The 20,282-nt window shown below is 43.7% G+C and carries 19 protein-coding genes; 12 read left to right on the forward strand and 7 right to left on the reverse strand.

Translation table 11 applies throughout. The annotated features are described in order from the left end of the window. Positions 1–94 precede the first annotated feature (94 nt). Positions 95–2,440, forward strand: coding sequence for a penicillin-binding protein 1A (locus A3774_RS02380; protein WP_082792328.1), 2,346 nt, complete (start codon positions 95–97; stop codon positions 2,438–2,440). Between the two features lie 75 nt (positions 2,441–2,515). Here the strand turns inward: A3774_RS02380 and A3774_RS02385 are convergent, their stop codons facing one another. Continuing rightward, positions 2,516–3,763 (reverse strand): malic enzyme-like NAD(P)-binding protein, encoded by a 1,248-nt coding sequence (locus A3774_RS02385; protein ID WP_067862665.1) that lies wholly within the window; start codon positions 3,761–3,763, stop codon positions 2,516–2,518. 339 nt (positions 3,764–4,102) lie between these two features. Beyond that, on the reverse strand, positions 4,103–4,318 hold the full coding sequence (gene rpmE, locus A3774_RS02390; RefSeq protein WP_067863299.1) for a 50S ribosomal protein L31: 216 nt from the start codon (positions 4,316–4,318) through the stop codon (positions 4,103–4,105). A 167-nt stretch (positions 4,319–4,485) separates the two neighbouring features. Here rpmE and A3774_RS02395 point away from each other — a divergent pair, with 167 nt between their 5' ends. The 8 genes from A3774_RS02395 (at position 4,486) to A3774_RS02430 (ending at position 13,137) form a co-directional block, all read left to right on the forward strand. Beyond that, positions 4,486–6,681 (forward strand): primosomal protein N', encoded by a 2,196-nt coding sequence (locus A3774_RS02395; RefSeq protein WP_067862667.1) that lies wholly within the window; start codon positions 4,486–4,488, stop codon positions 6,679–6,681. Positions 6,682–6,850: 169 nt separating this feature from the next. Continuing rightward, the gene (gene argS, locus A3774_RS02400) at positions 6,851–8,536 is read left to right on the forward strand and encodes an arginine--tRNA ligase (protein ID WP_067862669.1); all 1,686 of its coding nucleotides are present in this window, start codon (positions 6,851–6,853) and stop codon (positions 8,534–8,536) included. Between the two features lie 4 nt (positions 8,537–8,540). Continuing rightward, a complete protein-coding gene (locus A3774_RS02405; protein WP_067862670.1) occupies positions 8,541–9,179 on the forward strand; it encodes an SPOR domain-containing protein in 639 nt (212 codons plus the stop codon). Positions 9,180–9,361: 182 nt separating this feature from the next. Next, positions 9,362–9,895, forward strand: coding sequence for an ATP-dependent protease subunit HslV (gene hslV / locus A3774_RS02410; RefSeq protein ID WP_067862672.1), 534 nt, complete (start codon positions 9,362–9,364; stop codon positions 9,893–9,895). Between the two features lie 15 nt (positions 9,896–9,910). Further along, positions 9,911–11,251 (forward strand): ATP-dependent protease ATPase subunit HslU, encoded by a 1,341-nt coding sequence (hslU, locus tag A3774_RS02415; protein WP_067862674.1) that lies wholly within the window; start codon positions 9,911–9,913, stop codon positions 11,249–11,251. A gap of 16 nt (positions 11,252–11,267) precedes the next feature. Further along, positions 11,268–11,651 (forward strand): gamma-butyrobetaine hydroxylase-like domain-containing protein, encoded by a 384-nt coding sequence (locus tag A3774_RS02420; RefSeq protein WP_067862675.1) that lies wholly within the window; start codon positions 11,268–11,270, stop codon positions 11,649–11,651. A gap of 105 nt (positions 11,652–11,756) precedes the next feature. Further along, the gene (gene ubiE, locus A3774_RS02425) at positions 11,757–12,515 is read left to right on the forward strand and encodes a bifunctional demethylmenaquinone methyltransferase/2-methoxy-6-polyprenyl-1,4-benzoquinol methylase UbiE (RefSeq protein ID WP_067862676.1); all 759 of its coding nucleotides are present in this window, start codon (positions 11,757–11,759) and stop codon (positions 12,513–12,515) included. Between the two features lie 10 nt (positions 12,516–12,525). Next, a complete protein-coding gene (locus A3774_RS02430; RefSeq protein ID WP_067862679.1) occupies positions 12,526–13,137 on the forward strand; it encodes a ubiquinone biosynthesis accessory factor UbiJ in 612 nt (203 codons plus the stop codon). Positions 13,138–13,165: 28 nt separating this feature from the next. Here A3774_RS02430 and A3774_RS02435 read toward each other — a convergent pair whose 3' ends face one another. Genes A3774_RS02435 through A3774_RS02450 form a run of 4 tightly spaced genes read right to left on the reverse strand, consistent with a single transcriptional unit; the run spans position 13,166 to position 16,283 of the window. Continuing rightward, complete coding sequence (locus A3774_RS02435) at positions 13,166–13,579, reverse strand: CopD family protein (protein ID WP_067862681.1); 414 nt, start codon at positions 13,577–13,579, stop codon at positions 13,166–13,168. Positions 13,580–13,589: 10 nt separating this feature from the next. After that, the gene (locus tag A3774_RS02440; RefSeq protein ID WP_067862684.1) at positions 13,590–14,369 is read right to left on the reverse strand and encodes a DUF2927 domain-containing protein; all 780 of its coding nucleotides are present in this window, start codon (positions 14,367–14,369) and stop codon (positions 13,590–13,592) included. Between the two features lie 2 nt (positions 14,370–14,371). Next, on the reverse strand, positions 14,372–15,034 hold the full coding sequence (locus A3774_RS02445) for a fumarylacetoacetate hydrolase family protein (RefSeq protein ID WP_067862685.1): 663 nt from the start codon (positions 15,032–15,034) through the stop codon (positions 14,372–14,374). Positions 15,035–15,077: 43 nt separating this feature from the next. Continuing rightward, positions 15,078–16,283: an MFS transporter gene (locus A3774_RS02450; RefSeq protein WP_067862687.1), complete on the reverse strand. Its 1,206-nt coding sequence runs from the start codon at positions 16,281–16,283 to the stop codon at positions 15,078–15,080. Positions 16,284–16,375: 92 nt separating this feature from the next. Between A3774_RS02450 and A3774_RS02455 the strand changes: the two genes are divergently transcribed. The 3 genes from A3774_RS02455 (at position 16,376) to serA (ending at position 19,113) form a co-directional block, all read left to right on the forward strand. After that, on the forward strand, positions 16,376–17,257 hold the full coding sequence (locus A3774_RS02455) for a LysR family transcriptional regulator (RefSeq protein ID WP_067862689.1): 882 nt from the start codon (positions 16,376–16,378) through the stop codon (positions 17,255–17,257). Between the two features lie 83 nt (positions 17,258–17,340). Next, positions 17,341–17,622, forward strand: a complete 282-nt coding sequence (ppnP, locus tag A3774_RS02460; protein ID WP_067862691.1) for a pyrimidine/purine nucleoside phosphorylase — start codon at positions 17,341–17,343, stop codon at positions 17,620–17,622. A 258-nt stretch (positions 17,623–17,880) separates the two neighbouring features. Continuing rightward, a complete protein-coding gene (gene serA / locus A3774_RS02465) occupies positions 17,881–19,113 on the forward strand; it encodes a phosphoglycerate dehydrogenase (RefSeq protein ID WP_067862693.1) in 1,233 nt (410 codons plus the stop codon). Between the two features lie 53 nt (positions 19,114–19,166). Here the strand turns inward: serA and A3774_RS02470 are convergent, their stop codons facing one another. After that, entirely contained in the window at positions 19,167–20,141 is a 975-nt protein-coding gene (locus A3774_RS02470) for an alpha/beta hydrolase (protein ID WP_067862695.1), read from the reverse strand. Positions 20,142–20,282 lie beyond the last annotated feature (141 nt).

Raw genomic sequence — 20,282 nt, forward strand, 5'->3', positions numbered from 1 at the left:
AATTAAAATTCAATATACGCTAGAGCAAAGTGGTAAGCTGTCTATATAATAGACCTTTACTAAAACCCTCAATTATCAGATTAGCATGTCACCTATGTTTTCGCTTTTCAAACTTTTGTTTAAATTAGGTATTTTTTGTTTCCTCATCGGACTAATATCCGCTGCGGGCGCCTATTATTATTTTTCGCCGCAACTCCCGAATGTCGAAACATTACGGGATATACGTTTTCAGACCCCCCTGCGTATATATTCTCAAGATCAAAAACTCATCGCAGAGTTTGGCGAAAAACGCAGAACACCAATCACATTCGAGGAAATCCCACCTCAATTTACCCAAGCCCTCACCGCAGCAGAAGACAGTCGTTTCTTTGATCACCACGGCATAGACATAAAAGGCCTTTTTCGCGCAGCCTTTCAATTAGCAACCACCGGCCACATCCAAAGCGGTGGTTCGACAATAACAATGCAAGTCGCTAAAAACTTCTTCCTTACTCGCGAACGTACATTTAGCCGAAAATTTATGGAGATCTTGCTAGCACTCCGAATAGAGCAAGAACTATCCAAAGAAGAAATCCTTGAACTCTATATTAATAAAATTTATCTAGGACATCGCTCATACGGTATCCAAGCAGCAGCTAATGTATATTACGGCACCGACATCAAAAACTTGAGCCTTGCTCAACACGCTATGATAGCAGGCTTACCTAAAGCACCATCTGCATACAATCCAATTACAAATTCAGATAGAGCAATTGAACGCCGAAACTGGATTCTTAGGCGCATGCATTCCTTAAGCTTCATTAACGATCAGCAATTGGAAAATGCTACTAACGAACCTGTAAGCGCCAAGTATCATACAAGCGACATTGAGCTTAGAGCCTTCTATGTAGCAGAGATGGTTAGACAGCAACTCTACGAACAATATGGAGAATCGCTCTATACTGACGGCTATGTAGTATATACAACTTTACAGAGCAATCTTCAAACCACAGCAAATGATGCCGTCTCAAATGGTTTAATTGCTTATTCTGAAAGGCATGGTTATTTCGGTGCAGAAGACAACTGGGACACTACAGAACCACAAGAAACCTTACAAAAACGCTTAAATAAAATCATCAGCTACGGTGTACTCAAGCCAGCGCTAGTGCTTAATGTTTCCGAAAAAGGTGCTGAGCTACTTTTAAAAAACAACCAAACCACCACCTTAGAATGGGAAGGCATGTCATGGGCAAAACCTTATAAAAGCGTTAACCGCACAGGCAAAACCCCAAAAGCAGCAACAGATATCTTGAAAATAGGCGACCTAATTCGAGTAAGAGAGAAAGAAGGGAAACTCCATCTTTCACAAATACCAAAAGTGCAAGGCTCTCTCGTTGCCCTTAATCCAAAAACGGGGGCCATTCTATCCCTTGTTGGCGGTTTCAATTTCACTCATAATAAATTCAATCGCAGCACCCAAGCTGTGCGGCAACCAGGATCCAACTTCAAACCGTTCATTTATGCTGCAGCACTCAACAAAGGCTACTCACCCGCCTCACTTATAAATGATGCTCCCATTGTTTTTCATGATACATCACTTGAAGGAAACTGGAGACCTCAAAACTCAAGCCGAAAATTTTATGGGCCTACACGCCTTCGTCAGGCCCTCTACAAGTCTAGAAACTTAGTATCCATTAGATTATTAAGAGCTATAGGTATTCCCACAGCACAAGACTACCTGGAGCTTGCGGGCTTTGACCGCAGCAAACTACCTAGCAACCTGTCGCTATCCTTAGGTAGCGCCGACGTTACACCACTGACCTTAGCAACAGGCTACGCCGCTTTTGCAAACGGCGGCTTTAAGGTTGAGCCTTTCTTTATCGAACGAATTGAAGACGCTTTCGGCAAAAGCCTTTTCACAGCACAACCTAAAATAGCCTGTAACACCTGCGTAGATACCGAAAACCCTCAACAACAACTAGCACCAAAAATATATGACGAGAAAGTAACTTTTCTTATTTACAACATGTTACAAGATGTTATTCGTAGAGGGACAGGAAGAAAGGCTTTAGTACTCGATCGCCGAGATATTGCAGGAAAAACAGGCACAACTAACGATCAAAAAGACGCATGGTTTTCTGGCTTCAACCAAGAGTACATAGCAACAGCATGGGTAGGGTTTGACCAACCTAAAACATTAGGTAGAAGGGAGTTTGGCGGGACAGCCGCATTACCTATATGGATCGATTTTATGCGCGAAGCTCTTAAAGGCACACCTGAAAACCCACCGACACCACCGGAAGGCATTGTTAGCGTGAAGATAGATCCTAAAAGCGGGAAACGTGCTTATCCAGGCCAAAGCGATGCTATTTATGAATTCTTCCGTAAGGAAAACGTTCCTGCCAACTATGCAGCCCCATCAAGCATACAAAGAACTAATTCAACGGAAGAACTTTTCTAAATCCAATTTTAGTATCAAAAATTTAGATAAAAAAACCGGCGTATGCCGGTTTTTTTTTATGCCCAACAATCAAACTTAAGAAAGTGGGTAATTATCAGGTAAAGGCAAACGAGCTACACCTGAATCAATTGCCGCCTGAGCAACTGCTGTAGATACAGCACCCAATAAACGAGAATCTGTTGCTTTAGGGATGATATATTCAGGACCAAGCTCCAACGAATCTAATCCATATGCATCCAACACATCCTGTGGAACAGGCTGTTTTGTCAAATCAACTAACGCACGAACTGCGGCAGCTTTCATCTCTTCATTAATCGCAGATGCACGAACATCTAAAGCACCACGGAAAATAAATGGGAAACCGATAACGTTGTTAACCTGGTTCGGATAATCAGAACGACCTGTCGCCATAATCACGTCATCGCGTGTTGCATGAGCAAGCTCTGGACGAATTTCAGGATCAGGGTTCGCGCATGCAAACACAACTGGGTTTGCTGCCATTTTAGCTAACTGCTCAGCAGAAAGTAGATTTGGACCTGACAGACCAACAAAAACATCGGCGCCATCAATTGCGTCATCCAGCGTACGTTTATCAGTTTCTGAAGCAAAAGCTGCTTTTTCTGGCGTTAGATTTTCACGACCAGAATGAATAACACCCGTACGGTCAATCATAAAGATGTTTTCGATCTTAGCGCCCATGCTTACAAGTAGCTTCATGCAAGCATTTGCAGCAGCGCCCGCACCTAGACAAACGATCTGAGCTTCCTCAAGCGTTTTACCTGCAATTTCCAGCGCTGTGATCATACCAGCAGCCGTAACAATCGCTGTACCGTGCTGATCATCATGGAAAACTGGGATATTACAGCGTTCAATAAGCACACGCTCAATTTCAAAACACTCTGGTGCTTTAATATCTTCTAGGTTAATGCCACCAAACGTTTCAGCAATGCGAGCAACCGTATCAATAAATGCCTGCGGGCTTTCTGCATCAACTTCAATATCAATGGAGTCTATACCGGCAAAACGTTTAAACAGTAATGATTTACCTTCCATTACAGGCTTAGACGCTAACGGACCTAGATCACCAAGACCTAAGATTGCTGAACCGTTTGTAATAACCGCTACCAAGTTACCTTTAGCCGTATAACGGTATGCATTATCAGGGTCTTTCGCGATTTCACGAACCGGCTCAGCTACACCTGGGCTATATGCCAAAGAAAGATCAAGCTGAGATTCAGCTGGTGTAGATAGCTCAACGCTGATCTTACCTGGACGTGGAAACTCATGGTAATCAAGAGCTGCTTGTTTCATATCATCAGACATAGCTGCTGTTCCAATCTAGTTAAAATTTCGAACCCCTAACTATATAGAAAACCCCCGTATCGAACAACCTTAAGGGGTACTCTATTGGCCTTTTTTCACTCAGCCAAACCTAAAGAACCAAACTCGACATGCGACTTATGATCAAGCATCACGCACAAAATAAGTAAAAATAGCAAAATAAAAAAAGATATTGTTATCTAGTCACCCGTCACTACAACATCAGCGTAAACTTAAACGCTAAACAAGATTATAAGCAGTCGATAACCAAATTAAAGACAACAAAAAAGGCGCCCCATAATGGAAGCGCCTTTTTTTAGAATTCTCGTAGACTATGCAGTCTTATTTTTTCACGCCGCGAGCACCGAAACGCTTGTTGAAGCGATCGATACGACCACCAGAAGTTGCTTCTTTCTGCTTGCCTGTGTAGAACGGGTGACAAGAAGAGCAAACATCTAAGTGAAGGTCTTTACCAAGAGTAGACTTGGTTTTAATAACATTTCCGCAAGAACAAGTAGCAGAAATTTCAACGTAATTAGGATGGATATCCGCTTTCATGGTAAACCTCATGTATTCATGCCGCCACTTGATCTTCTGCCAAGCACCGCATTGATTTAAACTACCAGCGAAAATCACCGGTACGTTAAGTAGGCGGCGGATTATACGCATGCAGATACAGCTTATCAACTTAAAAGCGTTTAAAAAGTGAGCAACGATAAACAATTATGATCATATTACGCCTTGCCATACCTAGCCCACTCCGCAAACTGTTTGATTATCTGCCTCCCGCAGGATCAGAACAACCTTCATTCGAGCCTGGACTAAGAGTACTCGTCCCTTTTGGCAACCGCGACTTAATTGGCATTTTAGTTGAGACAACCACTGAAACACAGTTCGAGATAAGCAAACTCAAGCGCGCAAAAAAAGTATTAGACGAAACCCCTCCCCTTCCCGCCCACCTTTTCAAACTAGCGCGCTGGGCGGCATCCTATTACCAACACCCCGAAGGTGATGCCTTACAGCAAGCACTGCCGGTACTACTAAGAAAAGGGCAAGCCTGCGAATATCAACACGAACTACTTTGGCGAACCACTACTAATGCTCAGATTAGCACGTTAAAAACCAACGCAGTCCGTCAGATCGAATTATTTAAGCTACTTAAGGAACACCCTTCAGGCATTAGCCTAGACGCAATCAAAGCAGAAGGCGGGACCCTCAACACACTACGCTCCCTTGAAGAAAAAAAGCTAGCAGAGTCTTTCCATCGCCCTCATAAGTCACATCACGATCAAGTTTTACATGAAGCCCCACTAACACTAAATGAAGAGCAGCAATCCACCCTAACTCAGCTCAACAAACGATCCGGTTTTACCGCCAGCTTAATCGAAGGTGTTACCGGCTCAGGTAAAACAGAAGTTTATCTACAAGCAATTGAAAAGGCCCTTAGCGAAGGTAAGCAGGCCCTAGTATTGGTACCTGAAATAGGTCTAACCCCGCAGACTGTTATGCGCTTTAAGCAGCGATTCAATCTACCTATGGCGGTACTACACTCAAACCTTTCCGACCGACAAAGACTCGACGCATGGCTACAAGCCAGAGAGGGAGTCGCAAAAATAGTTATAGGGACACGCTCCGCTATTTTCACGCCACTCAAACATCCGGGCATTATCATTATTGACGAAGAACACGATGCCTCATTTAAACAACAGGATGGCTTTCGCTATTCAGCCAGAGATCTCGCAGTGATGCGTGCCCGCGCAGAAGATATTCCTATCATCCTAGGTAGCGCAACGCCCTCCTTAGAGACATTACATAATGCAAAAGAAGGCCGCTACCAATGGCTAAAAATGACACAGCGCGCAGGCACATCGCAAGCACCTACATTTAAACTATTAGATATACGCCAAGAGAAATTAAGCGAAGGGCTTTCAGCACAATTAATTAGCGCAATCGGCCAACATTTAAATAACGGCACCCAAGTGCTCGTATTCTTAAATCGCCGCGGCTATTCTCCCACTTTAAGCTGTAACGACTGTGGCTGGATAGCCGACTGTAGTCGTTGCGATGCCCATATGACATTACACAGAGAACCGCCACATCTTCACTGCCATCATTGCGACAAACAACAAGGCATCCCACGGGTTTGCCCCGAGTGTAACAGCGATCAATTACAGCCAGTAGGCGTAGGTACCGAGCGTAGTGAACAAGCATTACAAAAGCTTTTCCCTGACTTCCCCGTCATTCGCGTTGACCGAGATAGCACTCAGCGAAAAAATGCCATGCATGACATTATGGACAAAGTTAACTCCGGCGATCCATGCATCCTTGTCGGCACGCAAATGCTCGCTAAAGGCCACCACTTTCCAAAAGTAACATTAGTTGCAATTATTAATGCCGACAGCGGTCTATTTAGTGCTGATTTTCGCGGCATGGAAAGAACCGCACAACTCATACTCCAAGTAGCTGGGCGCGCTGGTAGGGCTGAAGATCCTGGTACAGTTTTAATGCAAACCTATCATGCCGACCATCCTATTTTACAAACGCTTGTCGAGCATGGCTACAGCGCCTTTGCACTGGAAGAACTTCAGAATCGCAAAGCAGCGAAACTTCCACCTTATACTCACTATGCTTTGCTTCGCGCAGAAACAACAACCCAGTATCGAGCAGAATCATTTTTAGCCGCGCTAAGACAACAACTGGAAGATGACCTTCTTCTCCCTGAAAACGTTCACTGGATAGGCCCCTTCCCTTCACCTATGGAAAAACGAGCAGGCATGCACCGTGCCCAGCTTATGATCTATGCTGAAAACAGAAAAATACTCCACCAACTTTTAGCTAATTTATGCTGGTATTTGGAACAAAACAAAGAGTCCAGAAAGGTCCGCTGGTCCATAGATGTAGATCCTGCAGATACTTTTTAAACCAAAGAGCCCTTCTACCTCTTAACAAAATTCTGATTTACAGGGATAATACGCGGTTCTTTAGAGGCCTAACTTCGATGATGATAGCCGCAAGAGCGTAATACTCACCTTGCTAAAATCAAAACCGCCTTCAGGCCCACCGATTCATCCAAACGGTATATGTACGCTAATGAAACAAGTTATTGCAGGACTTATCGATTCTGCCCTAAAAACACTGATTGAAAATGGCACTTTGCCGGAAGATGTACAACCAAATATCATGGTTGAAAACACACGTGACAAATCACATGGTGATTACGCATCTAACATTGCCCTAACCCTAGCTAAACCTGCGCGTAGCAACCCTCGCCAATTAGCAGAAAAGCTGGTTGATGCCCTGCCTCAATCTGACAACCTAACGCGTACCGAGATAGCAGGACCAGGCTTTATTAACTTTTTCATTAGTGAAGCTTCAACCAACAGCTTGCTGACCACAATTTTGGATCAAAAAGAGAGCTATGGCCGCAACGCTGATGGTGCGGGACGTAAAGTTCAGGTCGAGTTCGTCTCAGCAAACCCAACCGGCCCTTTACATATAGGTCATGGTCGTGGCGCCGCTGTAGGCGATTGCCTTTGCCGCCTCATGGAAGCCAATGGCTGGGATGTGACCCGTGAATTTTATTACAATGACGCGGGCCAACAGATCAACAACCTAGCTCTCTCTGTGCAAGCTCGTTGCAAAGGACTAACGCCTGATGACGCAAGCTGGCCTGAAGATGGCTACCGTGGCGATTACATTATCGATTTGGCCGAAAGCTTTATGCGCGGCGATACCGTTAAATCTGAAGACCAATCCTTTACCGGGACAAAAAATTCTGAAGATTTAGAAGCAATTCGCCATTTCGCTGTTGCCTATTTAAGACGCGAACAAGACCTCGATCTAAAAGCATTTGCGGTAGATTTTGATGTTTACTTCCTTGAATCCTCCCTTTATGAGGAAGGAAAAGTAGAACATACGGTACAAAAACTGATAAAAAATGGCTATACCTACGAAGACGGTGGCGCACTTTGGTTACGTACAACCGATTTTGGTGATGACAAAGACCGAGTAATGCGCAAAAAAGATGGCGGCTACACCTACTTTGTACCAGATGTTGCTTATCACTTGGACAAATGGCAACGTGGGTTTGAATGCGTATTAAATGAACAAGGTGCCGATCATCACAGCACGATTACTCGCGTCCGCGCAGGCCTTCAAGCACTTAAAGCAGACATTCCTAAAGGCTGGCCTGATTACGTACTTCACCAGATGGTTACCGTCATGCGCGGTGGAGAAGAGGTAAAAATATCCAAACGTGCAGGCAGCTACCTAACCCTGCGAGACCTAATCGATGAAGTCGGCCGTGACGCTACTCGTTACTTCTTGGCAGCGCGTAAATCAGATAGTCATTTAACGTTTGATATAGATCTTGCCCGCTCTCAATCCGCAGACAATCCGGTTTACTATATTCAATACGCCCACGCCCGTGTTTGCTCCATTTTCCGCAAACTCGCCGAGAACAATTTAGACTGGGATCTTGAAACAGGTAAAGCAGCTCTATCTTGCTTAGAACTAGAATCTGAAAAGAACTTGGTTATCAACCTTGGACGCTATCCAGAAGTGGTAAAAAATGCAGCTAGCGCCCGCGAGCCTCACCAGATCGCCAACTACTTACGTGATCTAGCCGGTGATTTCCATACTTACTATAATTCAGAAAAAACCTTAGTCGATGATGAAAACCTACGTAATGCACGCCTAACTCTGGCCGTTGCCGTGCGTCATGTTTTAGCAAACGGCTTAGATCTACTTGGCGTTACCGCACCGGAGCAGATGTAACACTATGGCCTCCCGTAAGGACTATGCAAAAAACAAACGCGGCGCAGCTTCGGCTAGCCGCTCTAGACCCTCTACTAAAAAAGCGCCCGCTAAAGCCAAAAAGCGCTTTCCTACAGGTCTACTTGCAATCACCCTTATCTTACTGGGAGGCCTAGGCTATGGATTATTCAAACTCACCCAAATCGATAGGGATCCGAGTACAACACCTATAGCTAATCACTCGGCTCCTAAACCCAGCGTAAAAAAAGCACCCGAAAGTAAAGCGCCTGTAGTTGAGAAATCAACAACGGCAGCCACTACGACAGAGAACACCAACCGCTTCGAATTTTACGAAATGCTAAAAGAGAGTGAAGTAGAAACCGTCAAGGTTGACGCTTATAAATCAACGCCTAAAAACGCGAAGTCTGAACACAAATACCTTTTACAGGCAGGCTCTTTCAAAGTGAAGGCTGATGCAGAAAGAATGCGCGCACAACTCATCCTGCAAGGCTTGCCAGATGTCCATACAGATACCAGTAAAAACAAAGACGGTACCCTTTGGTATCGAGTTCGTTTAGGGCCTTTTGATAATCGATCTAAATTATCTAAAGCCTACGATAAGCTTGTGCAACTCAATATCCAACCTCTGCGCATCAAGCAATAAGGCGCAATACAGAAACAAACGAGAAAGCCCAGCGATAAAGCTGGGCTTTTTAGTCAATTAAACCTTGAAATTCATCTCAGCGTCACCATCTTTCTGTAAACCCCTTAAAGAAAGCAATATCACGCCCTCCACATCGTTTTTTGCGTGTTATTGGTAATTAAATCTCCCATTAGGAGCAGAAGATGACAACGATTGTATCCGTACGTCGTGGAGACAAAGTAGTAGTCGGCGGTGATGGCCAAGTATCTTTAGGCAACACCGTAATGAAAGGCAGCGCAAAAAAAGTGAATGTGCTCGCTAAACACGCCGTCATAACAGGCTTTGCAGGCTCTACCGCTGATGCGATTACACTACGTGATCTATTTGAACAGCAACTTGAAAAACACCAAGGCAATATCGTCAATGCGGTAATCCATTTAGCACGTGAATGGCGCAGCGATAGAGTACTACGCCGTTTAGAAGCCCTAATGCTCGTTGCTAACAAAGAAAAAACCTATTTAATCTCCGGGAGCGGAGATGTTATTGAACCGGAAGATGGCGTCATTGCAATTGGTTCTGGCGGCAACTTTGCGTTAGCGGCTGCACGTGCACTCGTTGATAATACTGACTTAAACGCAAAAGAGATCGTTGAGAAAAGCCTGCATATTGCCGCAGGGATCTGTGTCTTCACCAACGGCAACTTAACGATTGAAGAACTTGATTCTGTCGCCAGCTAAGGAAACTAATAAGATATGTCTAACATGACCCCACGCGAAATTGTATCCGAGCTGGATCGCCATATTATTGGACAAGATGAAGCAAAAAGAGCGGTATCTATTGCCCTACGTAACCGTTGGCGCCGTATGCAATTAAATGATGAATTGCGCACCGAAGTAACACCTAAAAACATCTTAATGATCGGCCCAACCGGTGTAGGTAAAACAGAGATTGCACGTCGCTTAGCTAAGCTAGCTAATGCGCCATTTATAAAAATCGAAGCAACCAAATTTACTGAAGTTGGCTACGTTGGACGCGATGTAGAAACCATTATCCGTGATCTTGTCGACATGTCCATCAAACTCCTGCGTGAAAAGGAGATGGAGAAAGTTCGTTTTCGAGCTGAAGAAGCAGCTGAAGAGCGCGTTTTAGATGCATTATTGCCACCCGCCCGTCCTGCAAACTTTGGCGAGCAACAATCCCCTGCCGAACGGGAAGACAGCGCTACTCGCCAAGTTTTCCGTAAAAAGCTTCGTGAAGGCCAGCTAGACGACAAAGAGATCGATATCGAAGTAGCCCAACCCCAAGTGGGCGTTGAGATAATGGCACCTCCAGGCATGGAAGAGATGACCAACCAGCTACAAAATATGTTTTCTGGCATGGGTGGTGGCAAAAAACAATCTCGTCGCATGAAGATAAAAGAAGCCTTCAAAATGCTAACCGATGAAGAAGCGGCTAGTATGGTGAAAGAGGATGAGCTCAAGCAGAGTGCGGTTGAGTTAGTTGAACAACACGGAATCGTTTTTCTAGATGAAATAGATAAAGTCTGCAAAAACGGCTCGAATAGTAGTGGTGAAGTATCTCGTGAAGGCGTGCAACGTGACTTACTACCTTTAATTGAAGGCTGCACTGTAAGCACTAAATACGGCATGATCAAAACAGACCACATTCTATTTATTGCTTCGGGCGCATTCCACCTATCTAAACCATCAGACCTCATTCCTGAACTCCAAGGCCGCTTACCAATTCGCGTTGAATTAAAAGCACTTACGCCAGATGATTTCCGCCGCATTCTCAAAGAGCCAAATGCATCGCTTACCGAACAATATATCGCCCTACTAAAAACTGAAGGCGTAAATGTTGAATTTACCGATGACGGTATTCACCGTATTGCAGAACTTGCTTTTCAAGTAAATGAAAGCACCGAAAACATTGGGGCTAGACGCCTACATACAATGATGGAACGCTTGCTAGAAGAGTTATCATTCTCAGCTTCAGATTGCTCAGGTCAATCCATTAAGATAGATAAAGCCTTTGTTGACCAACAACTGAGCGAGTTGAGTCAGGATGAAGACTTAAGTCACTACATCCTCTAGCAACAAGGAGATCCACATGCCAAAAACGCCATTACCTAACGAGATTAAATTACATAAAAAATCTCGTACTCTGGAATTAACATATGGAAAAGATAAGTTCGAGTTAACAGCGGAGTATCTTCGAGTCCACTCACCCTCGGCAGAAGTTAGGGGCCACGGGATAGGTAATGGCGTACTGCAAACAGGTAAAAAACTGGTAGGAATTAAAGAACTTATCCCAACCGGCAACTACGCACTTAAAATTGTCTTTGACGATGGTCATGATAGTGGCCTTTACACATGGGACTGCCTACATGATCTAGCGTACAATCGTGATCAGTACTGGCAAACCTACCTTGAAAAACTCCAAGCTGCAGGCGAAAGTCGTGATGGTGGGCTTATCGCCATTGGTCGGGGCTAAGCGATTTAAGAGTAATAACTCTTGAATACATTCCCAAGACAATACCGCTCCATATAGGTACAATTCCAGCATTCATATTTAAGACCATCATCAGGACATCTAAACATGACCGACCAGCGCAATGACGACACGACTCACTTCGGCTTCGAAGACGTAAAAAAAGAAGAGAAGGTTCAACGTGTTGCTGATGTATTCCACAGCGTAGCGGGCAAATATGACTTGATGAATGATCTGATGTCGGGAGGTGTTCATCGCCTTTGGAAACGTATCACTATAGAGCAAAGCGGTGTACGTACAGGCAATACTGTTTTAGATATTGCAGGTGGTACCGGTGATTTAACCATGCGTTTTTCACGCTTAGTTGGTCCAACGGGAAAAGTTGTATTAGCAGATATCAACGACTCCATGTTAAAAGTTGGCCGCGATAAGCTGATGGACAAAGGCGTAACAGGCAATGTCGAGTTTGTGCAAGCTAATGCAGAAGCATTGCCTTTTCCTGATAATACCTTCGATGTTATTACAATCGCGTTTGGCCTACGCAATGTAACGGACAAAGATGCGGCATTACGCTCAATGGCCCGCGTGTTGAAACCTGGCGGAAAAGTAATGGTCCTAGAGTTTTCTAAAACTGACAATCCATTACTAACTAAAGCTTACGACTTTTACTCTTTCAACATCTTACCTCAGATGGGTTCCATGATAGCTGGAGACGCGGAAAGCTATCGTTACCTTGCCGAATCCATCCGTATGCATCCCGATCAAGAAACACTCAAATCGATGATGCAAAATGCAGGACTCACAAACTGCAAATATCAAAACATGACTGGTGGCATTGTCGCTCTGCATACAGGCATTAAACCTTAAAGGCCTCCCAATGATCGAGATGTTACAAGCAACCCTCTTCACAACAGCAGAAGAGGCATGCAACCAATTATTACAGCGTGACCCGATCACACTACAACATCTCGAACGTTTAAGCGGTAAAGTTATCGCCGTAGAATTAACAAACCCTAGACTTAACCTGTTTCTACTCCCTAATACCGATGGAATCCAAATCCAATCGATTTATAACGACAAACCCGACGCCACGCTGAGTGGACAGGCTATCGACTTCCTTAAGCTTTTGGCAACTAAAGACCGAGTAGATGCCATGTTTGGCAAAACAATTCAGCTTTCAGGGGATACAGCTCTAGCAACACGCTTACAAGAGATTTTGGCCGATACACTCATTGACTGGGAGGGCATGCTTGCTAACTTAGTTGGAGAGCTACCGGCTCACCAATTAGCCATCTATGCTACTTGGAAAAAAAACGGGTACAAAAACGCAGGCCTAAGCGTCATTCAGAATCTGGATGAATATCTAAAAGAGGAGGTTAAGCTGATCCCTACTCGTCCTGAAATCAACAACTTTTACAGCGAGATAGACGTTTTAAGAGAGCGCGTAGAGCGCTTAAGCGCCAAGATAGCAGCTAAGGTTAAGAGCTAACCTTAGCCATACTCACTACTTAAATCTCTTAGAAAGGTTTAACAACAACAAAAATAAGTATAGGTATAAAGATCAATAATGGTAGTTCGTTAAATAAACGAAAATAACGCCCACTCCGATCCAAAGCCCCTGCTCTCATCTTCTTCAGATATGCTTTACACCAGTGATGATAACCAATTAACAAAACCACAAAAACAAGCTTGGCATGTAACCATCCACCACTAAAACCATAACCCAGCCACAACCATAAACCCAAACCTAGCGTAAATAGCGCCATAATACTCATGAAGCCATAAAGCTTACCGGCCATAACCTCTAAACGCGTAACATCTTGTCCCGCTTCACGGCCTTCAACATAATGTACAAAAATACGAGGAAGGTAGAAGATCCCCGCCATCCAACTTGTCATCGCAAGAATATGAAAGGTTTTAACCCATAACATGGCGATCTCCTTAATAGCCTAAAAGGGGGTAAAGCTCACCGGATCGAATATCACGGTTTGCAGTTTTAATTGTACCGTCATTCTGCCAATTACGAATTAATTTATTTAAAAAGGGTTTCACATCGCGCTCAGTCATACCACTTCTTAGTTCAGGGCTATACAGCATTTTAAGTAGCAAACCATCTAAGCCGGAAAGCAAACTCTCAGGTGTCTTATCATTGAAAATTGAGGGGTAAACTGCCTCAGAGTCATTTGGCAACCCCATCACTTGAGTAATCTCTTCCACAATACAAGTCACTAATTTCCCATGCATTCGCGCTTGATCTACAGGAATAATAATAGCTGCGCTCTCTATTTCATACCTGCTGTTAACACGAAAGTTAGCCATACAAACTGCCCCATGCATGACGTTTATCGCCTTTTCACCAAAAAGCTGACCAATCTGTTCAGCCCAGTCACGCTGCTGAGTAAACACAATTTTCAGGTTAGCCTGCTCAGGAGAGGACACAAAACTAATGGGATGCTGCATCAACGAAGATAGATGGGTAACATGCATACGCACTAAGTCAGCATGTAGGCTTTTATCGCCAACCTTGTGATCCAGCCATACACGGATAGGCTTTTCCCAACGGCGAACCACACGCCCTTGCTGCGAGTACTCATTACGTAGCGCAACCTGAGTAAAAGCCTGTACTAAATAACTGGGCTGCTGCCAGCGATAATCAGCACTGGCAGCAAATGTACAACTCAGTAGCGCTAAAAAAACAAATCTCCGATAAAGCGGAAACATTATTAGATAGCACGTGTAGAGATATTTAGAAGATCAGCCAATGACACCTCCAATTGATCTCCCGACAAGATAGGCCCAACACCCGCAGGCGTACCCGTCAAAATGACATCTCCTGGTTCTAAGGTAAAAAACTCACTACTGTGGCTAATCAAGGGTAAAACGCGATTCAACATATGTGAACTATTACCCGACTGACGTACTTCACCATTAACTATCAACTTGATATCTACATTCTGCAAATCAGGAACACGGCTAGGTGCTACAAAAGCTGATAAAGGCGCAGCCCCATCAAAGCCTTTTGCCTTTTCCCAAGGATGGCCCTTATCTTTCAGCTTAGCTTGTAAATCTCGTAAAGTAAGATCTAAACCCAAACCAATACCAGCAATCGCAGCTAACGCTTCCCCTTCCGATGCATGACTTAAACGTTCACCTATTAAGACAGACATCTCGGTCTCAAAGTGTACTGAACCATACCCCTTAGGAACAATAAAAGGCTCAGCCATATCAACCACGCTCGTTGATGGCTTGATAAACAACATCGGCTCAGTAGGAATAGGATTATTTAGCTCAGCTGCATGATCAGCATAGTTGCGCCCCACACAAACCACTTTACCTGTCGGTAAACCTGTAGGTGTACCGTCAATAAAACAATGCTGATAACTCATCAATATTCCCCAACTATTCCAAAGGCCAGCTTATCGGCTAAGTTTACCCGCACCCTTGCCCAGTAGCTAGAGAGAGGCGCGAACGCAGATACAATCCCACAGATAAAATAAAGGTTAATGTCAGTACAATTAAAGACCCGACAACAACACCATGCCAGCCAAGCCAATGCCAAAAAGGATCGAGATAAAAGCCGCCGCTACTCGCACCTAAATAATAAAATACAAGATAAATAGAAGACGCCGTGGCACGTGCATACCGCGCGTTTTGGCTAACCCAGCTACTAGCGCTTGAATGGGCAACAAAAAAGCCAAAAGCACTAATTAGGAAACCAATTATAATCGTCCATAATGAAGGAACAAGCGTAACGAGAGTTCCCAGCATTAAAACTAAACAACCAAGTGCAATCACCAATGGTTGAGGTATTTTGGCCGCTATATTGCCAGAAATAGCTGAACCAAATGTACCGCTTAAATAGGTAAGGAACAACATACCTAATAAACTAGCAGGGAGATTAAAAGGCGCCTCGGCTAACAGGAAGGTTGCATAACTATATTGATTAATAAATATAAAGAAATTTAACCCACCAATAATATATGCCAACACCAACAATGGGTTCTGCAAATGAGATAAAATATCAGCGAAGACGCGCTTAGGACGTAACAGGGTTGGCGAAAAGTTTTCAGACATAGGTAACATCCAAGCAAAAACACTTAAACAGATGAAGCTGATTAAACTCATCAATGCAAAAGCTTCCTGCCACCCCAGCCAATCGCCAATAAAACCGCCGATCAACCGCCCACCGATGCCTCCGAGTGTATTACCACTAATATATAAACCAACCGCAACCCTTACTGCATTTCGTCCAAACTCATCCCCCATATAGGCGATAGCAATAGCGGGTAAACCTGCTAAACAAACCCCTTGTATAGCTCTTAACAATACAAGCTGCTCAAAACTGCTAACTTGAGACAAAGCAAAGCTACACAAAACAACACCTGCCATGCTCCCTAGCATCAACTGTGTACGGCCTATAGCATCAGAGATCGGCCCAAAAAACAGCAAAGATATACCCAAAGTGAGGGTTGTAACAGTTAAACTCCAGCTCGCCTGCAAAGGTGTTATCTGAAATTCATTCGCCAACATAGGAAGAAGTGGCTGAGTAATATAGACATTGGAGAAAACCATAAATGAGCCTAAACATAACGCCAATGTAGCTCGCCAAAACTGGGCTGTACCTACTTCTATCATCTTTGCACCTCTAATTATGGGTGCAGATTAGCAATCAGCAGATGATAATAAAAATATATACTTTTTATTGATTTCATAAGAAAATATTATACATGGATATAAAACACCTGACCTACTTCAAAACCGTCACCGACTTCAGCAGCTTTACAAAAGCCGCCGAACATCTTCATATAGCCCAACCCGCAATCAGCATGGCCATAAAAAAGCTAGAGGCCCAGTTAGAGCTCACCCTATTCCATCGACAGGATCGAAAAATCAGCCTTACCGATGAAGGCCAACACCTCTATCAGCATGCATGCAAAATACTGCAGGCAACAGAGGATGCATTACTGGAGATGCAGGAGTTAAAAGGTTTAATCCAAGGTGATGTCCGTGTTGGTATACCTAGTATGTTGGGATCCTATCATTTCCCTCCCATACTGATGGCTTTTCGTTACCGCTACCCACAATTAAACCTCACCGTTATCGATGGTGGGGCGGGGAAGCTGCAGCAACTACTTGAAACCGGTGAGCTAGACCTAGCGGTGATTGTAGATGAAACAACCTCTGACTTTTTGGAAACTAAAGTATTCCTACGTGAACAAATGATGGTGGTATGCCCCAAAGACCACCCCTTCGCCGCATTAGAGAGCATTAGCTATCCACAGCTCTTCGCCGAAGAGCTGGTCATGTTTAACAGCGGGTATTTCCATCGTAACGTTGTCGACCGTATTGCCGCCGAATCAAATGTCACACCTAATATCAGCTTTGAAACCAATCTAATCCCGCTCATTAAATCAATTGTAAAGCAGGGGTTTGCTATCTCCACCTTAATGGAGATGGTTATTCAAGATGAACCCGACCTCGTAGCTAGGCCCTTCACCAAATCCGTATGGCTTGATCTATCTATTGCTTGGCGTAAAGGGGGTTACCTGTCACATGCTAACCGCACCTTTGTGGAATTTCTTTTAGAACATAGCCAAGAGAAGAAATAACAAGATAAAGCCCGCTAAACACTCAGCTTGCAGCAACCTTATTTTATCTCTATGATTCGCGAAAATTTGAGGAGATTACGATAATGTTGGATGTAAATGAGTACTTCGACGGAACCGTCAAATCGATTGGTTTTACAAACACTGAAGGTAAAGCAACAGTCGGTGTGATGGCGCCTGGTGAATATGAATTCGGCACCAGTGAAGATGAATTAATGAAAGTTGTCAGCGGCGAACTTATTGTTAAGCTTCCAGGTACTGAAACCTTCCAATCGTTTCCGACAGGTACTGAATTTAAAGTAGCAGCTAATCAAAGCTTCCAACTAAAAGTTGAACAACCTACTGCTTACCTATGCTTCTATAGCTAAATAATTCCCTAGCTATAGAACACCTGCCGACTAAAAGAATCGCACAATCTTTCGCTTTTAGTTGGCGGGCATAATTTGACAATTTCCTTATTCAATACAATCTGCCTCAACTTAAGTTGAATATTTTTCCCGCAATCTGGACTGTTCATTCATCCTTTTCAACTTAGGCTGTGATAATATGCCCGCATAAATTTTCAGCGACTAAACCTGTGGCGCACCTGTTATAGGCGATCACCACGCAATTAAAGAGCTACTACCATGAGTAATACAACCTCTCTTGATAAAAGCAAAATCAAGATCTTGCTACTAGAAGGCGTACACCAATCTGCGGTGGACACTTTTAATCAGAATGGTTACACCAATATCGAATTCTTAACTGGCTCACTACCAGAAGACGAATTGATCGCCCGTGTAAAAGATGTTCACTTCATTGGTATTCGTTCCCGCACTCAGCTAACAGATAAAGTTTTTGATGCTGCTAAAAAATTAGTAGCTGTAGGTTGTTTCTGTATCGGCACCAACCAGGTGAACTTAGAAGCAGCAACCATGAATGGTGTTGCCGTCTTTAATGCGCCTTTCTCAAACACTCGTTCTGTAGCAGAATTAGTCATTGCTGAAGCGATTATATTGCTTCGTGGCGTTGCTGAAAAAAGTGCTAAAGCTCACCGTGGAGAATGGCAGAAATCGGCTAAAAACTCTTACGAAATTCGTGGTAAAAAACTAGGTATCGTTGGCTACGGCAGCATCGGTTCACAGTTAAGTGTTATTGCTGAAGCAATGGGCATGGACGTTTACTTTTATGACGTTGTTACAAAACTGTCTCTTGGTAATGCAAAACAAGTGGGATCGTTAAAAGAACTGCTGAATATTAGTGATATTGTTACCTTACATGTTCCTGAAACTGCATCAACTAAAGATATGATGGGTGAAGCCCAGTTTGCAGAAATGAAGCAAGGCTCTATCTTTTTAAACGCCGCTCGCGGCACCGTTGTAGTGATTGATGATCTATGTGACGCGCTGGATTCAGGCCGTTTGTTAGGCGCAGCAATCGATGTATTCCCAGTTGAACCTCGCTCTAACAATGATGAGTTCATCTCCCCACTACGTAAATATGACAATGTTATTCTGACGCCTCACGTCGGTGGTTCTACTATGGAAGCACAAGAAAACATTGGCTACGAAGTAGCTGAAAAACTGATCAAATATAGTGATAACGGTTCTTCAATTACCTCTGTGAACTTCCCTGAAGTAGCACTGCCAGAGCATCCAAATGTTCACCGCTTGCTACACGTTCACAACAATGTACCTGGCATCATGGCATCGATTAACAATGTTTTCTCTGCTAACAGTGTAAACGTGAGCAGCCAATACCTACAAACAAACGAAAAAGTAGGCTACGTTGTAATTGATGTAGATGCTGATTGTTCTAAAGTTGCGTTAGAAAACTTAAAACAGATCGAAGGCACCATCCGTTGCCGCCGTTTGTTTTAATAAAACAAACAACAAAACGCAGCTACTCATCAGCTGCGGATATAACGGGCGCGTTACAAGCGCCCGTTTTTGTTTTCCCAACGATCAAAAATCTGCCCCACTTTTTCAAACACTTCATCTCGATAGATTTCGGTTTCATTCACTAAATGGTGTTTTGCACCGTTAATCAACGTTAGCTCCAATTCTGGATACAAACGCTCTAATATAGCTAGGTTATAACGCCAATCAACCGTGTCATCATCGGTTCCTTGAATCATGTGAATAACGCCATTCACGGATTCATGAGATTCAATCCAGCGTCCCCATGCCAACATAGCTCCCACCCAATTCACGGGTATCTCTTTGTGTTGCAGAGGGTCCTCTTGGTTAATAAATTGCCGAAACTTCAAGTCATGGGTGTTGTTGCTATAACCTCTAGGCACTTTTTTCACTATATATTTAAGCCAACGAAATTTTCGCTGGATGGCGCGCCATGAGGATGAACGAACCAACGGCGCCAATAAAACTCTCTCACCAATAGGAAACATATTTTCATCTGTAAATAACAATTGATGAGCCATGATGACTGCCCCTCCGGTGCTTTGCCCAATCAAATGCAAAGGCACCCTAATATCGGATTTTACAAAAGCGATCAGGTCCGCTAATTGAGTCGCATAATGTTTAAAGTCCTCCACGGATAAAGGATCCCCATCCGACAAACCGTGGCCACTTAAGTCGTAACACAGCACATCAAAGCCATCACTGAGTAACCTATCAATTAGACATTTATACAGTCCGACATGATCCATATACCCATGAAGAACAATGACCGTTCCTCGGCAAACGCTCTCTTCTTGCGAATAGGACTGAAGGGTCACCTCTATTCCATCCAGCCTAATGCGACCTATTCTGTATTTAGATCGACTTACCAACGGCATCAGCTGATAAGTTTCCAAATAAGCCCTAAGTTGATCATTCAATACTCCTTCTGCTGCATCCGTGTAGGCAGGTAAGTTCCTAATCAATAAGTCTCGTTTGAACAAACCCATATACACTCCTGAAGGAAAAACTTTGGAAATAGCCCTGTATAAAAACAATAAGTTACTCCCTTAACTCTAGCTTATCACGATAACTATTCGCTTAACTTATAACGAATATAAGGCGTACTTATCATACTTTAGGGTCTAGTT

Source organism: Neptuniibacter marinus (assembly GCF_001597725.1).
In the GTDB taxonomy this organism is placed as follows: domain Bacteria; phylum Pseudomonadota; class Gammaproteobacteria; order Pseudomonadales; family Balneatricaceae; genus Neptuniibacter; species Neptuniibacter marinus.